Genomic DNA, 20,160 nt, shown 5'->3' with positions numbered 1-20,160 from the left:
TGTGCCTCGCAATGACGTGGTGCAATGAGCAGTCGTTATTACAAACCTGTTTTTGAATCCTTAGTCAACTGCTACTTTAAAAATTCTACATTCCAGATTTTTTCGGCTTTTCTGCCTATCAGCCAAAAAGAAGCAGCCAAAACCGAAAAGAAAAGCGCTTTGTGCCAGCTATCCCAAAAATATTCGAAATAGCGGGTGTAAAGGTTTATGAACAGGAAAGTGATACCGAACTCACGGGCAATATGTTCTCTATATTTAAGGCCATAAAATGTACTTGCCAAACAAACGGCAGCAGAAATTAAAGCCCAATAAAACAAACTCAACTGGCGGACTTTATACCATTCTTCCAGGCTTGCGAAGTTCCCGAAAACAGATAATGCCCAAAGCGAAACAAAGAGATAAACCATGCCGGCGATGTATGTAACCTGAAAAAAGTGCTGGGTTTTAGCATTCGCTTTCATTATAAAAGAAGCAGCAGTTAAAACCGCACCGAAAACTACAAAGCGTAGTGGATAATTCATCCCGAAGAAATAATAATTCCAGCGGCTCAAATAACCTGTTTCTGTGCCAAACCATGCGCCGAGCGATATAAGTGCAAAAACCCAGATTAATCTTGATTTAAAAATATAACCCAAAGCACCATAAATAAATACAGAAATTAGAATTAAGACGGTAAAATTGCCAGAACCATTATCTAAAGCTTTGCCGAAATAAGCTATCGCATTTGCTGTAAACAATATGGCTGAAAATACGATTGCCTCATTGCTAAATTTTAAATTAGGTAAGTTCTTTTTTCTTCTAAAACCTAAAATATATAACCAAGCCGCTATGCCGCCTGAAATAATTGCAATAACAATATTTGGCGTATCATAAACCCTTTTAAGGTAATCAAGAATAGAATTATCGATAAGTAAAGAGCCAAGGGCAATAAAGCCGCAGGCTAGCGCTATCCAGAATGCATATTGAGCCAAACGTAACCAATCGAAATTTTTAGCTTCGTAACTTTTTCTAAGCTTTTTGCCAGTTTCCTCATTTATTAAACCATCAGTTTCCCATTGGTCTATCATATCATCCAGAAATTCACTTTTCTCTTTGTCTACTTTCATAAGTTAGGTTGTAAACGAAGATATAAAATTAGTACGAAGTCTAAAGTTTAAAGTCCAAAGTCCAAAGTCTAAAGTTCAAAGTTTGATGACTGATGTTTGAAGACTAGGTACCAATAAATGTGAACTTTCAACTTCCAACCTCTTAATCCTGATTAAAAACGCACTACATTCTTAAATCACTTCCTTTATCTTCTTATTATTACCTACAATCCAGATTACGTCGCCGGTATCAAAAACGAAATCAGAAGAAGGATTAAGGATTCTTTCTGCTCCACGCTCAATACCAACAATAAGTGCCTGCGCTTTTTCTCTTATGCCCGCATTGCGGATACTTAAACCATAAACCGGAGATTCGCTATTTACCACAACTTTTTGCAGCGTCATTTCCTTATCGGGGAAGCTATTTTCAGCTTCAATTTCTGGTGTATTTACTTCTAAAATAGCTTTTACCATGGCCAATTGGTCATCGGCACCAATAAGTAAAAGTTTATCATTTGGATAAAGTCGCTCATCACGCCCAGGCGTAGGAATTGTGTTTCTTCCACGCTCTATCATGGCAATGTTTACTCCAAACTTTTCTCTTATCATTAATTCGGTTAGGGTTTTGCCAACCACTTCCGATTCTGGCGAAACCTTTAATTCGGTTAAATGGGTATCCCAAGGTAATATATCTGGTTTTTGATTTTCTCTTGCGTTTAAATTTTTCATGAAACGACGCTCCAATTTATCGTAAAACGATTGTAGCCTTCTGGAAAAAATAACCATCCCCAAAACTATCAAAGCCAAAGCAATTAGCGCTGCAACCCAGGTATCAAAAAACTCGTACATTAAAAAGCCAACAAAGAATATCCCTAATGCAATTCTGAAAAATTCAATCGCGATTAATGGTCCTCGGGTATATTTTTTGTTCAACCAAAGGTGAGAATAAGCCGTTTTTTGAATCCTACGGATGGATAATGCCCATAAAAACGGCGACATTAATATGAAAGATAATACAACACTAATTACTATAGAGGTTAGCCCATTAGTTATGTTTTTAACCATAAAAGGCTGCAAATACCTAGCAGTAAGAAAAATAACCGCGATTATTATTACAGAGTGAATTATGGTATTGAAAATGTAAGAACGTAACAGGATTTTCCAATCGCTTAAGGCCGTAATTCCGGCGGTACTTGAACTGTACCTTTCAATTCCATCCAACCATTTTTTAGGTAGAACCCGATTTAAAAAGTTATAAAAACTTTCTGATGATTTTATCAAATATGGAGTTGTAAATGTTGTAATTGCCGATGCCGCTACAGCGATTGGGTAAAGAAATTCGCTCGTAACTTTTAGTGTTAAGCCTAATGTTGCGATGATAAAAGAAAACTCACCAATTTGAGCCAAACTCATTCCTGCCTGCACCGATGTTTTTAAAGGCTGGCCAGATAATAATGCACCCAAAGATGAACTGATTAATTTGCCTAATACTGTAGCCAATGTTACCACAATAATTGGTATGGCATAATCGACTAATACTTTCGGGTCAATTAACATCCCAACGGAAACAAAAAATATTGCTGCAAATAAATCTTTAACCGATTTTGTTAAATGCTCTATTTTTTCGGCTTGTGTAGTTTCTGCTAAAATTGAACCCATTATAAACGCCCCAAGTGCCGGTGAAAAACCAACCTTTACGGCAAGTAAAACCATTACTAAACATAATGCCAGAGAAACGATGAGCATGGTTTCATCATTCATCAATTTTCGGGTTGCCTTTAAAAATGTAGGGATAAGAAAAATGCCACCTAAAAACCATAGAATCAGGAAAAATGCAAGTTTTAATATAGAAATTAACATTTCTGTACCTGCAAATTGCTGGCTTACAGCCAATGTTGAAAGGAGTACCAATAATAAAATGGCTACTAAATCTTCTACGATAAGTACGCCAAAAACCAGGCCGGCAAACTTTTTATGTTTAACGCCAAGCTCTTCAAAAGCCCTGATGATGATTGTGGTAGAAGATACAGATAAAATACCTCCTAGAAATATGCTGTCCATTGTGCTCCAACCCATTAGCGAGCCTGCAGCATAGCCTATTAGGAGCATGAATATGACTTCGACTATTGCTGTAATAGACGAAGAACCACCAACTTTAACTAATTTTTTGAAACTGAATTCTAAACCTAAACTGAAAAGGAGAAATATTACACCAATCTCTGCCCAAATGGTAATGCTTTTTTGGTCGGTTACGGTTGGTAAGAAACTAAAATGTGGACCAACCAATAAGCCGGCTAATATGTAACCGAGAACGAGTGGTTGTTTTATTTTTTTAAATAACAAAGTTGTTATTCCTGCTGCAGCAAGTATTAATCCTAAATCGGCAATTAAATCTGGTAAATGAATCATTTTATTCTAAAATGTTTAAAAATTAAAAATTTTAAATTCGGCTGTAGGTTTTGCGATATGCAATTCTATTTGCCATTAAACGGAGCATGATAATTAATTTACCAGAAAACGTGTTTTGGATACAATATTTTAAATAAACATCGAAAATGTAGCTCTAATTTATTAAAGAATATTTTAATAATTTTTATTTTAAAAGTGAGCTGAAGAAATGCAATTAATAGTAATAAAGCCGATAATGGATTACTAACTTTATATGCTTGTGATGTAGTAATAAAGTCTTTTTGGAGTGTGCCGGTATCACTACTTTGATTATTTACAGTAGTGATTTTTTTAACTGTAAAAGAAGACGACTTAAACTTACGCTCAGTTTTTTTTTGCGATGCAAAACCTGCAATAGCACCAAAAATTAAAACGAATAAAAGGAAAGTAAAAAGCCTCATTGCCGCTAATATAACGAAAATGAGGCTTTTTTTGAAAGAAAAATGCTGTAACTAGCTAATTTGAGATTGATTTGAAAAAGGCTAAGGTAGCTTCTTTATCTTTTTGTAGCTGTATTGTTAGTGCTTCTAAACCGGTAAATTTTACATCGTGGCGTAAGAATTTTAAGAAATTCATTTTAATATCCTGACCATATATTTCGCGGTTAAAATCGAAGATGTTTACCTCAATATTTCTTGTCATGCCGTTTATGGTTGGGCGTTGCCCGATGTAAGCCATACCTTTAAAAGTTGAAGGTTGAGGGTTTAAAGTTGAAGGTGTTGGGTGCTCCTTTGAAGTTTGCTCTTTGAACTCTCTACTCTCCACTTTCAACTTTTCACTTTTATCTTTGAACTCTCTACTTTCCACTTTGAACTCATCACTTTCCACTTTTGACTTTTCACTTTCTGGATTCATTTCGACAGTTACAGCGTAAATACCATCGCCGGGAATAAGTTTGTAGGTTTCTTCTACGAAAATGTTAGCCGTTGGAAAACCTATTGTTCTGCCAATTTTATCGCCTTTAATTACACGTCCGAAAATAGAAAATGCATAACCTAAATAATCTTTAGCTAAACTTACATCGCCTGCTAAAAGTGCCTGACGAATTTTAGTAGAACTTACTGCAACATCATGTATATCTTGCTCTGCAATTTCTTCAACCGTAAAGCCAAAATGCAATCCTGCTGCCTTTAAATCGGTTAAATTTCCGTTTCTATCTTTTCCAAAACGATGATCGTAACCAATAATAATGTGCTTTGTGCCGATGTTATTAACCAAAGTATTTTGGATATAATCTTCTGGCGTTTGATTAGAAAAATCGCGGGTAAATGGCGTAATAATTAAATGATCGACGCCTAAACTTTTCAAAATCTCTGCCTTTTCATTTATGGTGTTAATCATCTTCAAATCCTGGTTTTCAGGATCGATAATCATTCTTGGATGAGGGAAAAAAGTAAGAATTACGCTCTCCCCGCCATCTGCTTTGGCTTTTGCCACCAGTTGTTTAATGATTTTTTGATGCCCGAAATGAACACCATCAAATGTACCAATGGTAACAATGGCGTTAGCTAGTTTAGTGAATTCTGAAAGGTTATTATATATTTTCAATGATGATTTTTTTATGGTTTGGGTTTTTGCATGAGGGATGGAAGCGGTATACTTTTTTGTTTCTCCTTCGATAAACTAAGGATGGCAGAAACAAAAAAGATTTAGCGTACAGCCCGACCCCTTGCGAAGCTTGGGGGCATGCCCAAAATTTTTAATTAATGTAAAGCATGGCGTTTAACTACACCGCCTTTAATATCTGCAATTTGGTGCTGAATTACAAATGCATCGGGGTCGATTTGCCTAACGGCTGTTTGTAATTTGCTCATTTCTAATTTTGTAACAACAGTAAAAATGATATCGATGTTATTGTTTTCGGCATAACCACCAGAGCCTTTATAAATGGTTACACCACGTTTCATATCGGCAATTATGTAAGCTTTAATGGCATCTTGCTTATCTGAAATGATGGTTACGCCTGTATATTGCTCAATTCCATTTACAATAAAATCAATTGTATTTGATGCAGAGAGATAAGTTAATATGGCGTATAGTGCGGTTTCGATATTTAAGAAATAGGCGGCAAATGCAAAAATGATAATGTTAAGGATGAGCACAATATTACCCACAGTTAAAATGCTGTTTTTGCTAATGGTAAGGGCTAAAACTTCGGTGCCATCAATAACACAGCCGCCACGCATAGCCAAACCAATACCGCCACCTAAAAATAATCCGCCGAAAAAGGCAATTAGTAATTTATCGTGTGTGATGGGTTGAAATGGTAGAACAATTAAAGAGATGGAAAGGGCTGTGATGGCAATTGCAGTTTTAATTGCAAAGGCTTTACCTATTTGTTTATAGCCTAAAATAACAAAAGGAATATTGATGATGACAATAAGGTAGGATAAATCCCAATCGGTAAGCGTTCTTAATAAAAGGGAAATACCGGTTACGCCGCCATCTATAAAATGACTAGGCATTAAAAAGCTTTTTAAGCCGAAACATGCCGATGTAACACCAGCGGCAATGAGTAGCACTTCTTTTATAAATCTGGCGTTTTTGTTTTTTAGATTATTCATGCTTCTTCTGTAGCGGGTTTTGCCTCTTCCTTTTTACTACGAATATAATTAACAAGCTCGTTAACCTCAAAAGAATTTGAAAGGAGGAAATTGCCACTGCGGGTTCTGGTTAATTTTGAAAGATACGCACCACTATTTAGTGCTTTTCCAAAATCAGAAACTAAAGAACGTATATAAGTGCCTTTGCTGCAAACGATTCTGAAATCTACTTCAGGAAGTTCGATTCGTGTAATTTCGAATGCAGGAACGGTTACAAAACGTTTACGTAATTCTACTTCTTCGCCCAGGCGAGCTTTAACGTATAAACGCTCTCCGTTTATTTTTACAGCCGAATGTGCAGGTGGATATTGTTCAATATCTCCGGTAAATTGTGTTGTAGCCGAATAGATTTGCTCGTTGGTTATCTGGCTGATGTCGAAAGTTTCATCAACTTCAGTTTCCATATCAAAAGATGGAGTAGTGGCGCCTAAAATTAACGTTCCGGTGTATTCCTTTTCTTCTGCCTGAAAGGTATCTATCTGTTTGGTAAGCTTACCCGTACAAATAATTAATAAGCCAGTTGCAAGCGGATCTAATGTGCCGGCATGACCAACTTTTAATTTTAATGGTTTTAAAGAATTACGAATTTTGCCAACTACATCAAAGGATGTCCACTTGTAAGGCTTATTAATTAGCAACAATTCGCCTTCGGCGAAGTTAAAATCTTTAAATTTTGAATTTTCTGTACTCACAAATCTTTTTTTCGCAAAGATACAGATTAAATTATTTGTAGTGTGCGGCCGCTAAGCAGTAGGGCGATAATTATTAATCCTGCAATAATTCTATACCATCCAAAAACCTTAAAGCCATGTTTATTAAGGAAACCGATAAAACTTTTGATAGCCAAAAGTGCTACAATAAAGGCCACTACGTTGCCAATAATCAACAGATTTGTTTGCTCGTGTGTGATGGTATTTCCTTCTTTATAAAAATCGTATAATTTTTTGGCAGTAGCCGCAAACATGGTAGGAACTGCTAAAAAGAAGGAAAATTCTGCTGCAACTTTTCGGCTTAATTTCTGACTCATACCGCCAACTATTGTAGCTCCGGAACGAGAAACGCCAGGAATCATTGCGATACATTGAAAGAAACCAATTTTTAGCGCCGTTAAATAAGTTACTTCTTCTTCCTCGTGGATAGTTGGATTGTTAAACCATTTATCGACAAATAATAATATAATACCGCCAATTAATAATGAAATGCCAACTGCTAAAGGGCTTTCCAATAGTTCATCAATTTTATCGCTTAATAATAAGCCAAAAATAGCCGCGGGTATAAATGCGACTAAAAGTTTAAAATAGAAGTTTATGGATTTAAAAAATCTTTTGAAGTATAAAACCACAACAGATAAAATAGCACCCAATTGAATGGCTACGGTAAATAGCTTTACAAATGGGTCGCTGGCTATTCCCATAAAAGATGAGCCAATAATCATGTGGCCAGTGCTCGAAACTGGTAAAAATTCAGTTAATCCTTCAATAATTGCAAGGATAATGGCTTCGAAAGAATTCATGTTCGTAATCGGGAAGTTTTGTATGAAAGAACACGCTTAATTGAATATTAAGCGTTTTCAAATTTATCCAAAGGGATGAAAATTATTTTTTTAAGATGGCATAAATACCAAAAGCGAAACCAAAAAGCACAACTAATGGCGCTAATAAAGTTCTGCGGAAATCATAAATATCGCCGGTTGTGCCCATCATTAAAATGAAACCTACAACTACAATTGCAATGCTGATTAATAATAACTGGTAATTTTTTTTAGTAAAAACCAATTCGCTTTTTGCTTCTTGTTGAGTAGATGCTGATTTTTTCTGTGCCATTATCTATATAAATTATAAGATTTTAAACGTAAATATTTGCTAACTGCAAACCAGGTGCTTATGCCTGTTATAAAGAAACCAATAATTATTAAACCAACGAATACAATTCCAAATTCTTTGTAATTGTTAAGGATTATAATTTCGGGCACCTCTTTGCGGGCATAAATTAAAGTTGCCAAAAGGATAATGATTGCAATAAACGCAGCGATTAATCCATGTAAAAAGGCAAATAATATAAAAGGACGTCTGATAAAATTTTTAGTTGCACCAACCAGCTGCATACTTTTAATTAAAAAGCGTTGCGAGTAAATTGCCAATCGGATAGTGTTGTTAATTAAGGCAATAGCAATTACCAGAAGAATTACCGCAAATGCTAAAATTACTAAGCCAATGGTATTAATGTTTTTATTTACCATATCAATTAAAGAACTTTGGTAAACAACTTCTTTTACTACCGGATTTTTAGAAATCTTGGCTTTTAAAGCTTCAATACTTTTATTGTTTGCAGATTCTGCTTTTAAGTAAACATCAAAAGTTGATGTTAAAGGGTTGTAGCCTAAAAAGTTAACAAAATCTTCTCCTAAATCCTGAGTTAAATTTCTGGCCGCTAATTCTTTGTTTACATATTGCGTTTGCTTAACGGCAGGGTCTGAATTTAAGTCTTTCTGAAAAGCTAAAACGTCCGCTTCTTTTGCACCTTCATCAACAATAATATTTAAAACAATGTTCTCTTTAACGTAGTTTGAAAGGTTTTTTGCATGTACAAGTACCAAGCCAAGAAGCCCAAGCATTAACAAAACCAACGCAATACTAAATATTGTAGAAATGTATATGGTTTTGGTTTTCTTAGATGCGTCGCTTACTTCGAATTCTTCCATGTATTTAAATTTGTTTTTTGCGAAAATATAAATTATACCTGATAAACTCCAATTAATCGGCCTTTAAATGAATAACAGCGTTCTGCCTAAAGCCATAATTTAGATAGTTTCATCATGCAGTTGTTAAGCCCTTTTTTTAAAAGCGGTACGAAATTTGGTAATTGGGCGTTATTAAATGGAACTAAAACTTAATCAAACCCAGATGAAAAAACAATTTACCATATTTTGCCTGTTTGTTTTAACAGCAACTACAATATTTTCTTGTAAAAAAGACGATAGTTCTTTAAAGGCCCGTATTATTGGAAAATGGACCGTTAATAAAATGGAAGTGAGTGGAAATACTAACACTGCACTCAACGGAACTTTCAATTATACAATTAATGATTACATGGATTTTAAATCGAATGATGATGACCAGGTTGAATTAAGTTTAAATAATCAGAGAACAATAGGTTCTTATACTGGTTCTCTGGGCAATGATTTTACAATGTCTTTTCCTGAGGGAATATCTTATTGCACAACATCTGTTATAACCACAAATCAATTGCAGTTTACCGCTAAAATTGATAAAACTAATATTGTTAAAGTATATTATTTATCACGATAGAAAATCTTAATCTCCCGATTATTTGCTTGCGCCATTGGTTAATTTAATCAGTGGCGCATTTTTTTTGTCCACTTTTCGTCATTGCTAGGTACGAAGCAATCTTTTGTAAAATAGATTGCTTCGTGCCTAGCAATGAGGGAGTGATATGGAAATTTGTTGTTATTTTCCACTAAAATCTGTGTTCCATGGCAAAATGGTAGCTAAAATTATGTTTCACTAAACCCCTTAATTTCCGTAATTTCGCCACTTCAAAAATTTAAAACTTGCAATGGATTACCAATTCAAAGAAATAGAACAGAAGTGGCAGAAATTTTGGGCCGATAATCAAACATTTAAAGCCGAAACTAATTCTGAAAAACCAAAATATTACGTGTTAGATATGTTTCCTTATCCATCTGGAGCAGGTTTACACGTTGGTCATCCGCTAGGTTACATTGCATCAGATATTTTTTCGAGATACAAACGCCTTAAAGGCTTTAATGTTTTGCACCCGATGGGTTACGATTCGTTTGGCTTACCAGCAGAACAATATGCTATTCAAACTGGTCAGCACCCGGCAATTACAACCGAAGCAAACATTGCAACTTATCGTCGACAGTTAGACCAAATTGGTTTTTCTTTTGATTGGAGCAGAGAAGTTCGCACCAGTGAACCATCGTATTATAAATGGACTCAGTGGATTTTTATGCAATTGTTTAATTCTTGGTATAACATCGAAACAGATAAGGCAGAAAATATTTCAACGCTCATAGAAAAATTTAATTCATCAGGCACAGCCGATGTAAAAGCAGTTTGCGATGAGGATGTAAAATCATTTTTGCCAAGCGATTGGGCAACTTTTACTGAAGAAGAAAAGCAAGTTGAATTGTTAAAATACCGCATGACTTACCTTAGAGAAAGTACCGTTAACTGGTGCCCGGCTTTGGGAACGGTTTTAGCAAATGACGAGGTGAAAGATGGTTTCTCTGAACGTGGTGGTTTTCCGGTTGAGCAAAAGAAAATGATGCAGTGGAGCATGAGGATTACAGCTTACTCTGATAGACTTTTGCAAGGTTTGGATACCATAGACTGGCCTGAACCAATAAAAGAAATGCAACGTAACTGGATTGGGAAAAGCGTAGGGGCATCTGTTAAGTTTAAAGTTGAAGGAAATGACAAACAAATTGAGGTTTTCACAACACGTGTTGATACAATTTTTGGTGTTTCATATTTAGTTTTAGCGCCAGAGCACGAATGGGTTGCTGAGCTAACTACGTCAGCGCAAAAACAAGATATCGAACATTATATTGCTCAAACTAAAAAGAAATCGGAATTAGACCGCATGGCGGATACAAAAACGGTTTCTGGAGCTTTTACCGGTACTTATGTAATTAACCCGGTTAACGATGAACGCGTGCCTTTGTGGATTGCAGATTACGTGCTTGCGGGTTATGGAACAGGTGCGGTTATGGGTGTGCCAAGTGGCGACCAACGCGATTGGTTATTTGCAACGCATTTTAATTTGCCAATTGTTCAAATTTTAGATGCTCAGCAAGATATTGAAATACAAGCCGACCCAACTAAAGAAGGGAAATATATAAACTCTGGTTTTATTAATGGATTAACTTATAAAGAAGCTGTTCCCTTTTTAAATAACTGGTTAGAAGAAAAAAATGCAGGCAAGGCTAAGGTTAATTTCCGCCAACGCGATGCAATTTTTGGCCGCCAACGTTATTGGGGTGAGCCAATTCCGGTTTACTTTAAAGATGGTTTGCCATATTTATTGCAAGAGGAAGAATTGCCTTTAATCTTGCCAGAAATTGATAAATATTTACCTACAGAAACTGGAGAACCACCTTTAGCGAGAGCAGAAGGATGGCGATATGGTGCCCCACCCCAACCCTCCCCAGAGGGGAGGGAGCTGAAAGACGCTTACCGTGCGAAAGCAGATCCAGCGATTTACACAAGTTTAAAAGAAAATGCAAAGTCGCATCGCTCAGAGCCAACTGAGGCTGAAAGTATTTTATGGCAACTTTTAAGAGATAACCAAACTGGAGTTAAATTCAGACGTCAACATCCTGTAGATAAATATATTGTTGATTTTATTTCGCTAAAAAAAGGATTAGTTGTCGAAGTTGATGGCGGTTATCATAATGTCGTTATTGAAGAAGATGCACAAAGAACTGAAGTGTTGGCTCTTTATAATTATGAGGTAATTAGATTTACAAATGAAGAAGTTATTGGAAACCCGGATGGGGTTGTTGCTCAAATTAAGCAGAAACTTGCCACAATGGATGATACAAAAGTCCTCCCTACCGGGGAGGATTTAGGTGGGGCTGGATATTCTTACGAGTTAAGCACCATGCCGGGTTGGGCAGGTAGTAGCTGGTATTGGTATCGCTATATGGATGCTAACAACAACAGTGATTTTGCTTCAAAAGAAGCTATTGAATATTGGAAAGATGTTGATTTATACATCGGTGGTTCGGAGCATGCAACCGGTCACTTATTGTACAGCCGTTTCTGGAACAAATTTTTGAAAGATTTAGGTTATACTAAAGAAGAAGAGCCTTTCAAAAAATTGATTAATCAGGGGATGATTCAGGGCAGAAGTAATTTTGTTTACAGAATTAATGACGAAGATGGCAGGCCAACAAATACTTATGTATCTGCCGGATTAAGAAAAGAATATAAAACTTCAGCACTACATGTTGATGTTAACATAGTTGAAAACGATAAATTAAACATTCAAAAATTCAGAGCTTGGAGACCAGAGTATAAAGATGCCATTCTTATTTTAGAGGACGGTTCAATCTCCTCCCCATCTGGGGGAGGCCGGGAGGGGGCTTCTGATTACGTTTGCGGTGTTGAAGTAGAAAAAATGTCTAAATCAAAATTCAATGTGGTTAATCCTGATGATTTGATTGAGCGTTACGGAGCCGATACTTTACGTATGTACGAGATGTTTTTAGGTCCGCTGGAGCAAAGTAAACCTTGGAATACAAATGGTATAGAAGGTGTGTTTAAATTCTTGCGTAAGTTCTGGAGATTATTCCACAATGAAGCATGGGAATTTACCGTTACAGATGCAGAGCCGACAAAAGCAGAGCTGAAATCATTGCATAAAATCATTAAAAAAGTTCAGGACGATATTGAGCGTTTCTCTTTCAATACTTCTGTATCAAGCTTTATGATTGCTGTAAACGAGCTAACAGATTTGAAATGCAACAAACGTTCTATTCTTCAAGATATGGTGGTAATTTTATCTCCATACGCACCTCACATCTGCGAAGAACTTTGGATACAACTAGGCAACGAAGCTGGAAGTTTGTCATACACAGCATTTCCAACTTTCAACCCTGAACATTTGGTTGAAGATGAATTTGCTTATCCGGTTTCCGTTAATGGTAAAATGAAAATGAATTTAAATTTAAGTTTGACATTGGCACAGCCAGAAGTGGAAACTATTTTACTGGCTAACGAGCAATTTCAGAAATTCTTAGATGGCAAAGCACCAAAGAAAATCATTTTTGTAAAAGGAAAGATTATTAATGTGGTTGTTTAAGTTTTTTAAGCTAAAAGGTTAAAGACTAAAGCGAAAAGCTTTCTAGCGATTTTTTTAAAAAGAAACCCCGAGTTGAATAAATCAATTCGGGGTTTTTCTGTTAAGGCTATCGTCATTGCGAGGCCCGAAGCAATCTTAAAACTATAGTTTTTCATAGCGATCGCATTAAGATTGCTTCGTGCCTTGCAATGACGACCGTTCGTGTTTGAGGAGCAGATATCTCTTTCATAATTCTTGGCATCTTGCAACATCCTTGCCATCAGGCTTTAGCCGACAGATAAAAAAACCGAGCTGTAATGTACAACTCGGGTTTTTAAGCAATTTGCAAAGAAGCTTTCCGTTTTGGTCCTTCAACTTTAAACTTTCCACTTTTTACTTTCCACTTTTTAATCTTTCTTTCTCCTATTCCCGCCAAACCTTCTGTTATTACTGGCATTACGAGGTTTGCCGCTCATGTTGCCATCGCCGCTGCCTTTTCTAGCGCCACCACCACCTTTCGATTGTGCTTGTGGTTTGCGTTTAACCTGGCTTTTTGCAATCATGTTTTGCCATGATAGGGGATAAGGATGGTCGTCAACAACTGGCAAAGTGATTTTTATCAGTTTCTGAATATCAATTAAATATTCGTTTTCTTCGGCATCGCAGAAAGAAATTGCAATTCCGTTTGCACCTGCACGACCAGTACGCCCAATCCTGTGTACATAAGATTCAGGAATATTTGGTAATTCGAAGTTAAACACGTGAGATAATTGGTCGATATCAATGCCACGGGCAGCAATATCGGTCGCCACCAAAACTCTAATTTTTCTATCCTTAAAATCAGTTAAAGCACGTTGACGGGCATTTTGCGATTTATTTCCATGAATGGCCGCCGCTTTAATTCCGGCATGCGCTAAATCCTTCACAATTCTATCTGCACCATGTTTAGTTCGTGTAAAAACTAAAGCCGTTTGGATGTTTTTATCTTCCAAAAGATGAATCAACAGCTTCTTTTTATCAGGTTTATCAACAAAATATACCGATTGAACAATGGTTTCGGCAGTTGAAGAAATTGGAGTAACCTCAACTTTAGTTGGGCTTGATAAAATAGTATTTGCTAACTTTTGAATTTCATCAGGCATGGTAGCCGAGAAAAATAAAGTCTGGCGTTTAGCAGGTAATTTAGCAACCACTCTTTTCACATCGTGGATAAAACCCATATCTAACATACGGTCGGCCTCATCTAAAACAAAAAGCTCGATAGTATTCAGGCTTATAAAACCCTGGTTCATTAAATCTAACAAACGTCCGGGTGTTGCCACTAAAATATCAACGCCTTTGCGTAAAGCTTCAACTTGCGAGTGTTGATTAACACCCCCAAAAATTACCAGACGGCGTAAGTTTAAATTATTTCCATAAGCTTTAAAACTTTCTTCAATTTGTATAGCAAGTTCGCGTGTTGGCGTTAAAACCAGGGCTTTAATGTTTTTGTTTGCTTTTGTGTTGATGTGTTTTTCGTGCAGTAATTGCAACATTGGAATGGCAAAAGCAGCAGTTTTACCTGTTCCTGTTTGTGCGCAACCTAATAAATCTTTTCCTTTTAAAATTGTTGGGATGGATTGCTCCTGTATTGGTGTTGGTTGTGTATAACCTTCTTTCTCAAGGGCCTTTAAAATGGGCTCAATGAGGTTTAATTCTTTGAATAACATGTATATATTTCTGTAATATTTATTGAAGAAGCTAGAACGATCAACTGTTGAAGGACTAACTTGCGGAGAGAATATGCCAATAGATTGGCAAGCCCTAATTCCTGCTTCGGTGGCAAATATACATTTTATAAATTGAATGCGAAAATAAGGGCTCTTGGCTTTGTAAACGAATGTTTATAAAACACATTTAACAAATTTTAACATTTATGTAGGATTTGAGCAGATTGTTTTGTAAGTTTAATTTGTCAAACGTATATCACTAACCAAATATACTATCTAATTATGAAAACTAATCTACCTATCCCTGTAGGATTATTTTCCTATGCTGTTAAAAACCAAATTTTATTTCTTCCTATCCACCCGATAAGATGTCATAGTGCGTGAGCCTTTGTTGTAGTTGATTTGACTCTAGTCTAGCAAAATAAACGATGATTTCTTTATTGCGATCGTCCTTTTACCTTAACTAAACAATTTAATCTTATGAAACAAAACCAATCTTTTGTTCAGAGGAGACTTCTCCTCTGGCTACTGGCCGTGCTGTTTGCGGTCGGGGCCAACGCCCAAACTAAAATTACGGGTAAAGTAATTGCCAGCGACGACCGACAGCCGGTTGTGGGTGCAAGTATTAAAATCAAAAATGGAGCAGGAGGAACCAGTACAGATGCAAATGGCGTTTTCACATTAAGTGCAAAGTCAACTGATGTACTGGTTGTTTCTTTTGTAGGTTACGCTCCGCAAGAAGTAACAGTTGGCAATCAAACCAATCTTAACATTACCTTAGCAATTGAAAACAATAACCTATCGGATGTTGTGGTTACGGGTTATTCATCACAGCGTAAAAAGGACTTAACAGGTGCTGTTGCGGTTGTAGATATGGGCTTATTAAAAGCGCAACCTGCAGCAAGTGCTGTTGAAGCATTGCAGGGTAAAGCTACAGGTGTTTCCATTATCAATGATGGTGCGCCAGGTTCTACACCTCAAATCAGGATTAGGGGTACAAGTACAATTAATAACAACGAACCACTCTATGTTATTGATGGTGTTCCTTTTGAAGGTAAACTTTCCTGGTTAAACCAAAACGACATAGAAAGTTTGCAGGTTTTAAAGGATGCTTCTTCTGCTTCAATTTATGGCTCTAGAGCTAATAACGGAGTTGTAATTATCACTACAAAAAAAGGTACAAGTGGTGCTCCAAAAATTACTGTAGATTCATATTATGGTACACAGGCGCCTCGCAAAGGCAGTTTCCCTGAAATGATGACACCTCAGCAATATGCTCAGTATGTTTTTGATAGTTACACCAATTCAGGTAAAGCAATTGCAGCTGGTCGTAATTATGGTTCTGGCCCAACACCTACATTGCCAGAATATTTAGTGGCGGGTTCTGTTTTAGGACAAGATGTTACGGCTGCAGATGCAGATCCATCGAAATATAATTACAGCCGCGACCCAAGTTTGTTCTATCAGATTACAAGGGCAAACAAAGCAGGTACAAACTGGTTTGATGAAATTACTAAAGCAGCTCCTATACAAAACTATCAGTTGGGTGCTACAGGTGGCTCTGAAAATGCTACATACGCTTTATCAGCTGGTTATTTAAATCAAAAAGGTACAATAGAATATACAGGATTTACACGGTATAACTTTAGATCAAATGCCACAGTAAATGCTTTCAATAAACGCGTACGTTTTGGCGAGAATGCACAATATAGTTATTCAGAAGGCTTTGGGTTCGGAGTAAATCCAAATACTCCAGGTGGCTATCAAGATCAGGGTAGTGCATTAGGTTGGGCTTATCGCATTCCTACAATTATTCCGGTTTACGATATAAACGGCAATTTTGCGGGTAGTCGTGGTAGTCAATTGGGTAATGCCGAAAATCCGCTAGCCTTTTTATATAGAGCTAAAGATAATGTGAATAAGAACAATTTCTTTTTCGGTAACATCTTCGCAGAAGGTGATATTGTTAAAGGTTTGGTACTAAAAACTAATTTTGGTATACGTTACGAAAACTATAATGGTTTATCAATGCGATATCCAAACCTTGAATTTTCAGAAGGAAATAATTCAAATAACCTTAACGAATATCAAGGCTACAATACCGAGTGGACATGGACCAATACCTTAAACTACACCGCCACATTTGCTGAAAAACACCGTTTAACCGCCTTGGTTGGAACTGAAGCCATACGCTCCAGATCGAGACAGTTAAATGCCGGAAGAAATGATTTCTTCTTATTGGGAGATTTAAATTATTACTACTTAAATACAGGCTCTTCTAATATCAGCAACTCAAGCACGGGTTCTATAGGCTCATTATTTTCACTATTTACAAAAATAGATTACTCATTTAACGATCGCTACCTGGCAAGTTTTACCCTTCGTAGAGATGGGTCATCAAACTTCGGACCTGCGAATAAATACGGGTTTTATCCTGCTGCAAGTGTAGCCTGGAGAATATCAGAAGAGTCATTCTTAAAAGATGCCAAATGGGTAAGTGATTTAAAACTTCGTGTAGGTTACGGACAAACCGGTAACCAGCGAATCCCGCCTTATCAATATATCAACAGATATCAAAGCTCCATCATTAACGCAGCGTATGCAGTAGGCGGTGGTAATACCCTAACTACTGGTGTATGGCAAAATGCATATCAAAATGCTGATGTTAAATGGGAATCTTTAAAGGCACTAAATGTAGGTATTGATTTTACCATATTTGATGGCAAGTTTGATGGTTCGATTGATGCATACAGTAAAAAAACTACTGATATGCTTTATAACCTTCCATTACCTGTTAGTGTTGTTGGCGGAGGAAGCGCACCTTTTGTTAACATTGGAGATATGAGCAACAAAGGGGTAGAATTTAATGTTGCTTACCATCATGGTCGCAAAGCTGATGACCCTTTCAAATTTGATGTAGGTTTAAATTTTTCTAAAAACGTAAATAAAATCGATAGACTTGCACCGGGTATTTTTAACCAGGTTTATGGAAACTACCGTAGTTTACAAACCAGCGTATTGCAACAAGATGCCGCTTTTGGTTCATTTTATGGCTATAAAACAAATGGAATTTACCAAAGCACGGCTGAGATTCAATCCGGACCATCATACGCAGGTGCACGTGTTGGCGGACTAAAATATATGGATATTAATGGCGATGGAATCATCGATCCAAAAGATAGAACCATTATTGGAGATCCGAATCCTGATTTTACTTATGGAGTTAACCTAAATGCATCTTATAAAAACTTTGATATTTCGGCTTTCTTATACGGTGTACAGGGAAATGATATTTTCGAGGCAACCCGTTACTTTACAGATTTTCCATCTTTCGATGGTGCTAAAAGTACACGTTTATTAAACGCCTGGAGTCCAACCAACAGATCGAGTAACATTCCTTCTGCTTATGCAGGTGCATCTGATGTAGAATTTGCTTCATCAAGCTACTATATTCAAAGTGGCAGCTTCTTGAGGCTTAAAAATATTCAGGTTGGCTACTCAATTCCGGTTAAAGTTTTCGGAACTAAATCTGGCGTTAGCCGCTTCAGGATTTATGCATCGGCAAGTAACTTATTTACCATTACAAAATATACCGGTTTAGATCCAGAGGTTACACAAATTACAGATACTTTTACTGCACCGGGTGTAGATCAGGGTGTATACCCTTCACCTCGCCAGTTTTTATTAGGTATTAACGTTGGATTTTAATTAAAAAGATAAAGATGAAACATATAAAAAATATATTCCTTTTCTTTCTGATACTAAGCTTTGTATCCTGCAAGAAAGACTTCCTTACGCTAAACCCTCAGGCTGAACTTACAGCAGAACAATTAACTTCTCAGGATGGAGTAGAGGGTTTATTAGTTGGTGCTTATGGTTTACTAAATGGTAATATTAATGGTACCTGGGGCAATTATGCGGCAGCACCAAGTCAATGGCTTATTGGCGAAGTAGCATCTGATAATGCACACAAAGGAAGTAGTGTTGGCGACCAGCCAAACATGAATGCAATTGAGCAACATGCTCCAACAAGTACTAATGATAACCTTTCTTTACTTTACAACAGGTGTTTTGAAGGTGTTCAACGTTGTAATAACACCCTTAAAATTCTGGCTGATTTACAAGCTGGAAAGGGAACTACAAAATTTGCTGATGCTAGAGCTAAGGAAATTCAAGGTGAAGCAAGGTTGCTTAGGGCACACTATTATTTCTTTTTAGTAAGGGTATTTAAGTTGGTGCCTTATGTTACCGAAGCTAATTCGGGCACTTTTGTTCCTAACGATAAGGATATCTATCCAAACATTATCGACGACCTGCAATTTGCTGTAGCAAACCTTAACACCACAAAACCAAAAAATCAAAAAGGAAGAATGGATAAATATGCAGCACAAGCTTATTTAGGTAAGGTTTTACTTTATCAAAAACGCTATGCTGAAGCATATACGCAACTAAATGCGGTAATTCTTGCCAAACCGGATTTAACCACTTTACCTTATAATGATAACTTCGATATTACGAAGGAAGATGGTCCTGAATCTATTGTTGTTGTGGAAAACTCAGTTGGTACTGATGGTACCGGAGGTGAAAATGGAAACGTTGGCGACATGTTAAACTTTCCTTATGGTGGTGCAACGCCAATAAACTGCTGCGGATTTTTCCAACCGACTTTAGATTTAGCAAATTCATTTAAAGTAAATGCAGCAGGAATTCCTTTGTTGGACGGAAGTTATCGTACCAATCCTTACCTATCTGATTTAGGTTTAACAGGTGCTGCGAAAACGAATTATCAGGTAGATAGAACCTTGGCGCTAGATCCACGTATTGAATCAACAATTGGTCGTCGTGGCGTTCCATATCGCGATTGGGGAATTATGGCTGGAGATAGCTGGATTAGAGATGCTAGTAACGGCGGACCATTCGTAGCGGTTAAAAATTCTATCGAAGCTTCTCAAATTGCATCTGGCACTGCACCAGGTTCTACCAACGTTACGGGTTTAAATGTTAACCTTATTCGTTTGGCTGATATTTATTTAATGGCAGCAGAATGTGCAGTTGAAACAAGCGATTTACCAAGGGCATTAGCTTTGGTTAATGCAGTTAGATTACGTGCTGCAAAGATTGTTCCGGCTACAATAAATGGATCTGCCGCTGCGGTTTACAGGGTAAATCCGTACCCGGCTTTTCCAAATGCTGATTATGCCCGCAACGCTGTTCGCTTTGAGAGAAGATTAGAGCTAGCCATGGAAGGTCACCGCTTTTTCGATTTAGTAAGATGGGGTATTGCAAAACAAACTTTAGAAAGTTATTTCACTTTTGAGGGTGGTTATTTCGATTATTTAAAAGGAATTACATTCGAAACGAGAGATGAGCATTTCCCGCTTCCACAAGATCAGATTGACAGAAGTAACGGTACTTTAAAGCAAAGTCCGGGTTATTAATAGGTAATTAACTTAATGTAGAAGGGCAGAAGTATTAATTCTGCCC

The 20,160-nt window shown here is 36.9% G+C and carries 14 protein-coding genes; 4 read left to right on the top strand and 10 right to left on the bottom strand.

Features of this window, described 5'->3' with window-relative positions; all coding sequences use genetic code 11:
- Positions 1-71 precede the first annotated feature (71 nt).
- From LUA90_RS18690 to LUA90_RS18650, 9 genes are all read right to left on the bottom strand, one after another.
- A complete protein-coding gene (locus LUA90_RS18690; protein WP_231492124.1) occupies positions 72-1,106 on the bottom strand; it encodes a DUF2157 domain-containing protein in 1,035 nt (344 codons plus the stop codon).
- Positions 1,107-1,277: 171 nt separating this feature from the next.
- The gene (locus tag LUA90_RS18685; RefSeq protein WP_231463486.1) at positions 1,278-3,494 is read right to left on the bottom strand and encodes a cation:proton antiporter; all 2,217 of its coding nucleotides are present in this window, start codon (positions 3,492-3,494) and stop codon (positions 1,278-1,280) included.
- 98 nt (positions 3,495-3,592) lie between these two features.
- On the bottom strand, positions 3,593-3,934 hold the full coding sequence (locus LUA90_RS18680) for a hypothetical protein (protein ID WP_231492121.1): 342 nt from the start codon (positions 3,932-3,934) through the stop codon (positions 3,593-3,595).
- A 55-nt stretch (positions 3,935-3,989) separates the two neighbouring features.
- Entirely contained in the window at positions 3,990-5,081 is a 1,092-nt protein-coding gene (locus LUA90_RS18675) for a bifunctional riboflavin kinase/FMN adenylyltransferase (protein WP_231492119.1), read from the bottom strand.
- A 155-nt stretch (positions 5,082-5,236) separates the two neighbouring features.
- A complete protein-coding gene (locus tag LUA90_RS18670) occupies positions 5,237-6,097 on the bottom strand; it encodes a YitT family protein (protein ID WP_231463481.1) in 861 nt (286 codons plus the stop codon).
- Positions 6,094-6,828, bottom strand: coding sequence for a tRNA pseudouridine(55) synthase TruB (gene truB / locus LUA90_RS18665; protein WP_231492116.1), 735 nt, complete (start codon positions 6,826-6,828; stop codon positions 6,094-6,096). The genes LUA90_RS18670 and truB overlap by 4 nt, the downstream gene beginning before the upstream one ends.
- Before the next feature lie 26 nt (positions 6,829-6,854).
- Positions 6,855-7,649 (bottom strand): undecaprenyl-diphosphate phosphatase, encoded by a 795-nt coding sequence (locus LUA90_RS18660; RefSeq protein ID WP_231492114.1) that lies wholly within the window; start codon positions 7,647-7,649, stop codon positions 6,855-6,857.
- Between the two features lie 82 nt (positions 7,650-7,731).
- On the bottom strand, positions 7,732-7,959 hold the full coding sequence (locus LUA90_RS18655; RefSeq protein ID WP_231492112.1) for a DUF3098 domain-containing protein: 228 nt from the start codon (positions 7,957-7,959) through the stop codon (positions 7,732-7,734).
- Complete coding sequence (locus LUA90_RS18650; protein ID WP_231463473.1) at positions 7,959-8,837, bottom strand: ABC transporter permease; 879 nt, start codon at positions 8,835-8,837, stop codon at positions 7,959-7,961. Before LUA90_RS18650 ends, LUA90_RS18655 begins: the two co-directional genes overlap by 1 nt.
- 202 nt (positions 8,838-9,039) lie before the next feature.
- On the opposite strand from LUA90_RS18650, the gene LUA90_RS18645 reads away from it, so the two are divergent.
- Positions 9,040-9,444: a hypothetical protein gene (locus LUA90_RS18645; protein ID WP_231492109.1), complete on the top strand. Its 405-nt coding sequence runs from the start codon at positions 9,040-9,042 to the stop codon at positions 9,442-9,444.
- A gap of 268 nt (positions 9,445-9,712) precedes the next feature.
- A complete protein-coding gene (locus LUA90_RS18640; protein ID WP_231492108.1) occupies positions 9,713-12,988 on the top strand; it encodes a DUF559 domain-containing protein in 3,276 nt (1,091 codons plus the stop codon).
- Positions 12,989-13,374: 386 nt separating this feature from the next.
- Here LUA90_RS18640 and LUA90_RS18635 read toward each other — a convergent pair whose 3' ends face one another.
- Entirely contained in the window at positions 13,375-14,676 is a 1,302-nt protein-coding gene (locus LUA90_RS18635; protein WP_231463468.1) for a DEAD/DEAH box helicase, read from the bottom strand.
- A 480-nt stretch (positions 14,677-15,156) separates the two neighbouring features.
- Here LUA90_RS18635 and LUA90_RS18630 point away from each other — a divergent pair, with 480 nt between their 5' ends.
- Together LUA90_RS18630 and LUA90_RS18625 are read left to right on the top strand one after the other, a co-directional pair.
- A complete protein-coding gene (locus tag LUA90_RS18630) occupies positions 15,157-18,384 on the top strand; it encodes a TonB-dependent receptor (protein ID WP_231463465.1) in 3,228 nt (1,075 codons plus the stop codon).
- A 14-nt stretch (positions 18,385-18,398) separates the two neighbouring features.
- Positions 18,399-20,114, top strand: a complete 1,716-nt coding sequence (locus tag LUA90_RS18625; protein WP_231492105.1) for a RagB/SusD family nutrient uptake outer membrane protein — start codon at positions 18,399-18,401, stop codon at positions 20,112-20,114.
- The last annotated feature ends 46 nt before the right edge of the window (positions 20,115-20,160 follow it).

The organism is Pedobacter sp. Leaf170 (genome assembly GCF_920984665.1).
GTDB lineage: Bacteria > Bacteroidota > Bacteroidia > Sphingobacteriales > Sphingobacteriaceae > Pedobacter.
This window is presented reverse-complemented; position numbering and strand designations above follow the sequence as displayed.

Excerpts from the sequence above, each read along its gene's own strand:
- LUA90_RS18690 (WP_231492124.1), bottom strand. The coding sequence starts at position 1,106 with ATGAAAGTAGACAAAGAGAAAAGTGAATTTCTGGATGATATGATAGAC.
- LUA90_RS18685 (WP_231463486.1), bottom strand. The coding sequence starts at position 3,494 with ATGATTCATTTACCAGATTTAATTGCCGATTTAGGATTAATACTTGCT.
- LUA90_RS18680 (WP_231492121.1), bottom strand. The coding sequence starts at position 3,934 with ATGAGGCTTTTTACTTTCCTTTTATTCGTTTTAATTTTTGGTGCTATT.
- LUA90_RS18670 (WP_231463481.1), bottom strand. The coding sequence starts at position 6,097 with ATGAATAATCTAAAAAACAAAAACGCCAGATTTATAAAAGAAGTGCTA.
- LUA90_RS18660 (WP_231492114.1), bottom strand. The coding sequence starts at position 7,649 with ATGAATTCTTTCGAAGCCATTATCCTTGCAATTATTGAAGGATTAACT.
- LUA90_RS18655 (WP_231492112.1), bottom strand. The coding sequence starts at position 7,959 with ATGGCACAGAAAAAATCAGCATCTACTCAACAAGAAGCAAAAAGCGAA.
- LUA90_RS18650 (WP_231463473.1), bottom strand. The coding sequence starts at position 8,837 with ATGGAAGAATTCGAAGTAAGCGACGCATCTAAGAAAACCAAAACCATA.
- LUA90_RS18645 (WP_231492109.1), top strand. The coding sequence starts at position 9,040 with ATGAAAAAACAATTTACCATATTTTGCCTGTTTGTTTTAACAGCAACT.
- LUA90_RS18640 (WP_231492108.1), top strand. The coding sequence starts at position 9,713 with ATGGATTACCAATTCAAAGAAATAGAACAGAAGTGGCAGAAATTTTGG.
- LUA90_RS18635 (WP_231463468.1), bottom strand. The coding sequence starts at position 14,676 with ATGTTATTCAAAGAATTAAACCTCATTGAGCCCATTTTAAAGGCCCTT.
- LUA90_RS18630 (WP_231463465.1), top strand. The coding sequence starts at position 15,157 with ATGAAACAAAACCAATCTTTTGTTCAGAGGAGACTTCTCCTCTGGCTA.
- LUA90_RS18625 (WP_231492105.1), top strand. The coding sequence starts at position 18,399 with ATGAAACATATAAAAAATATATTCCTTTTCTTTCTGATACTAAGCTTT.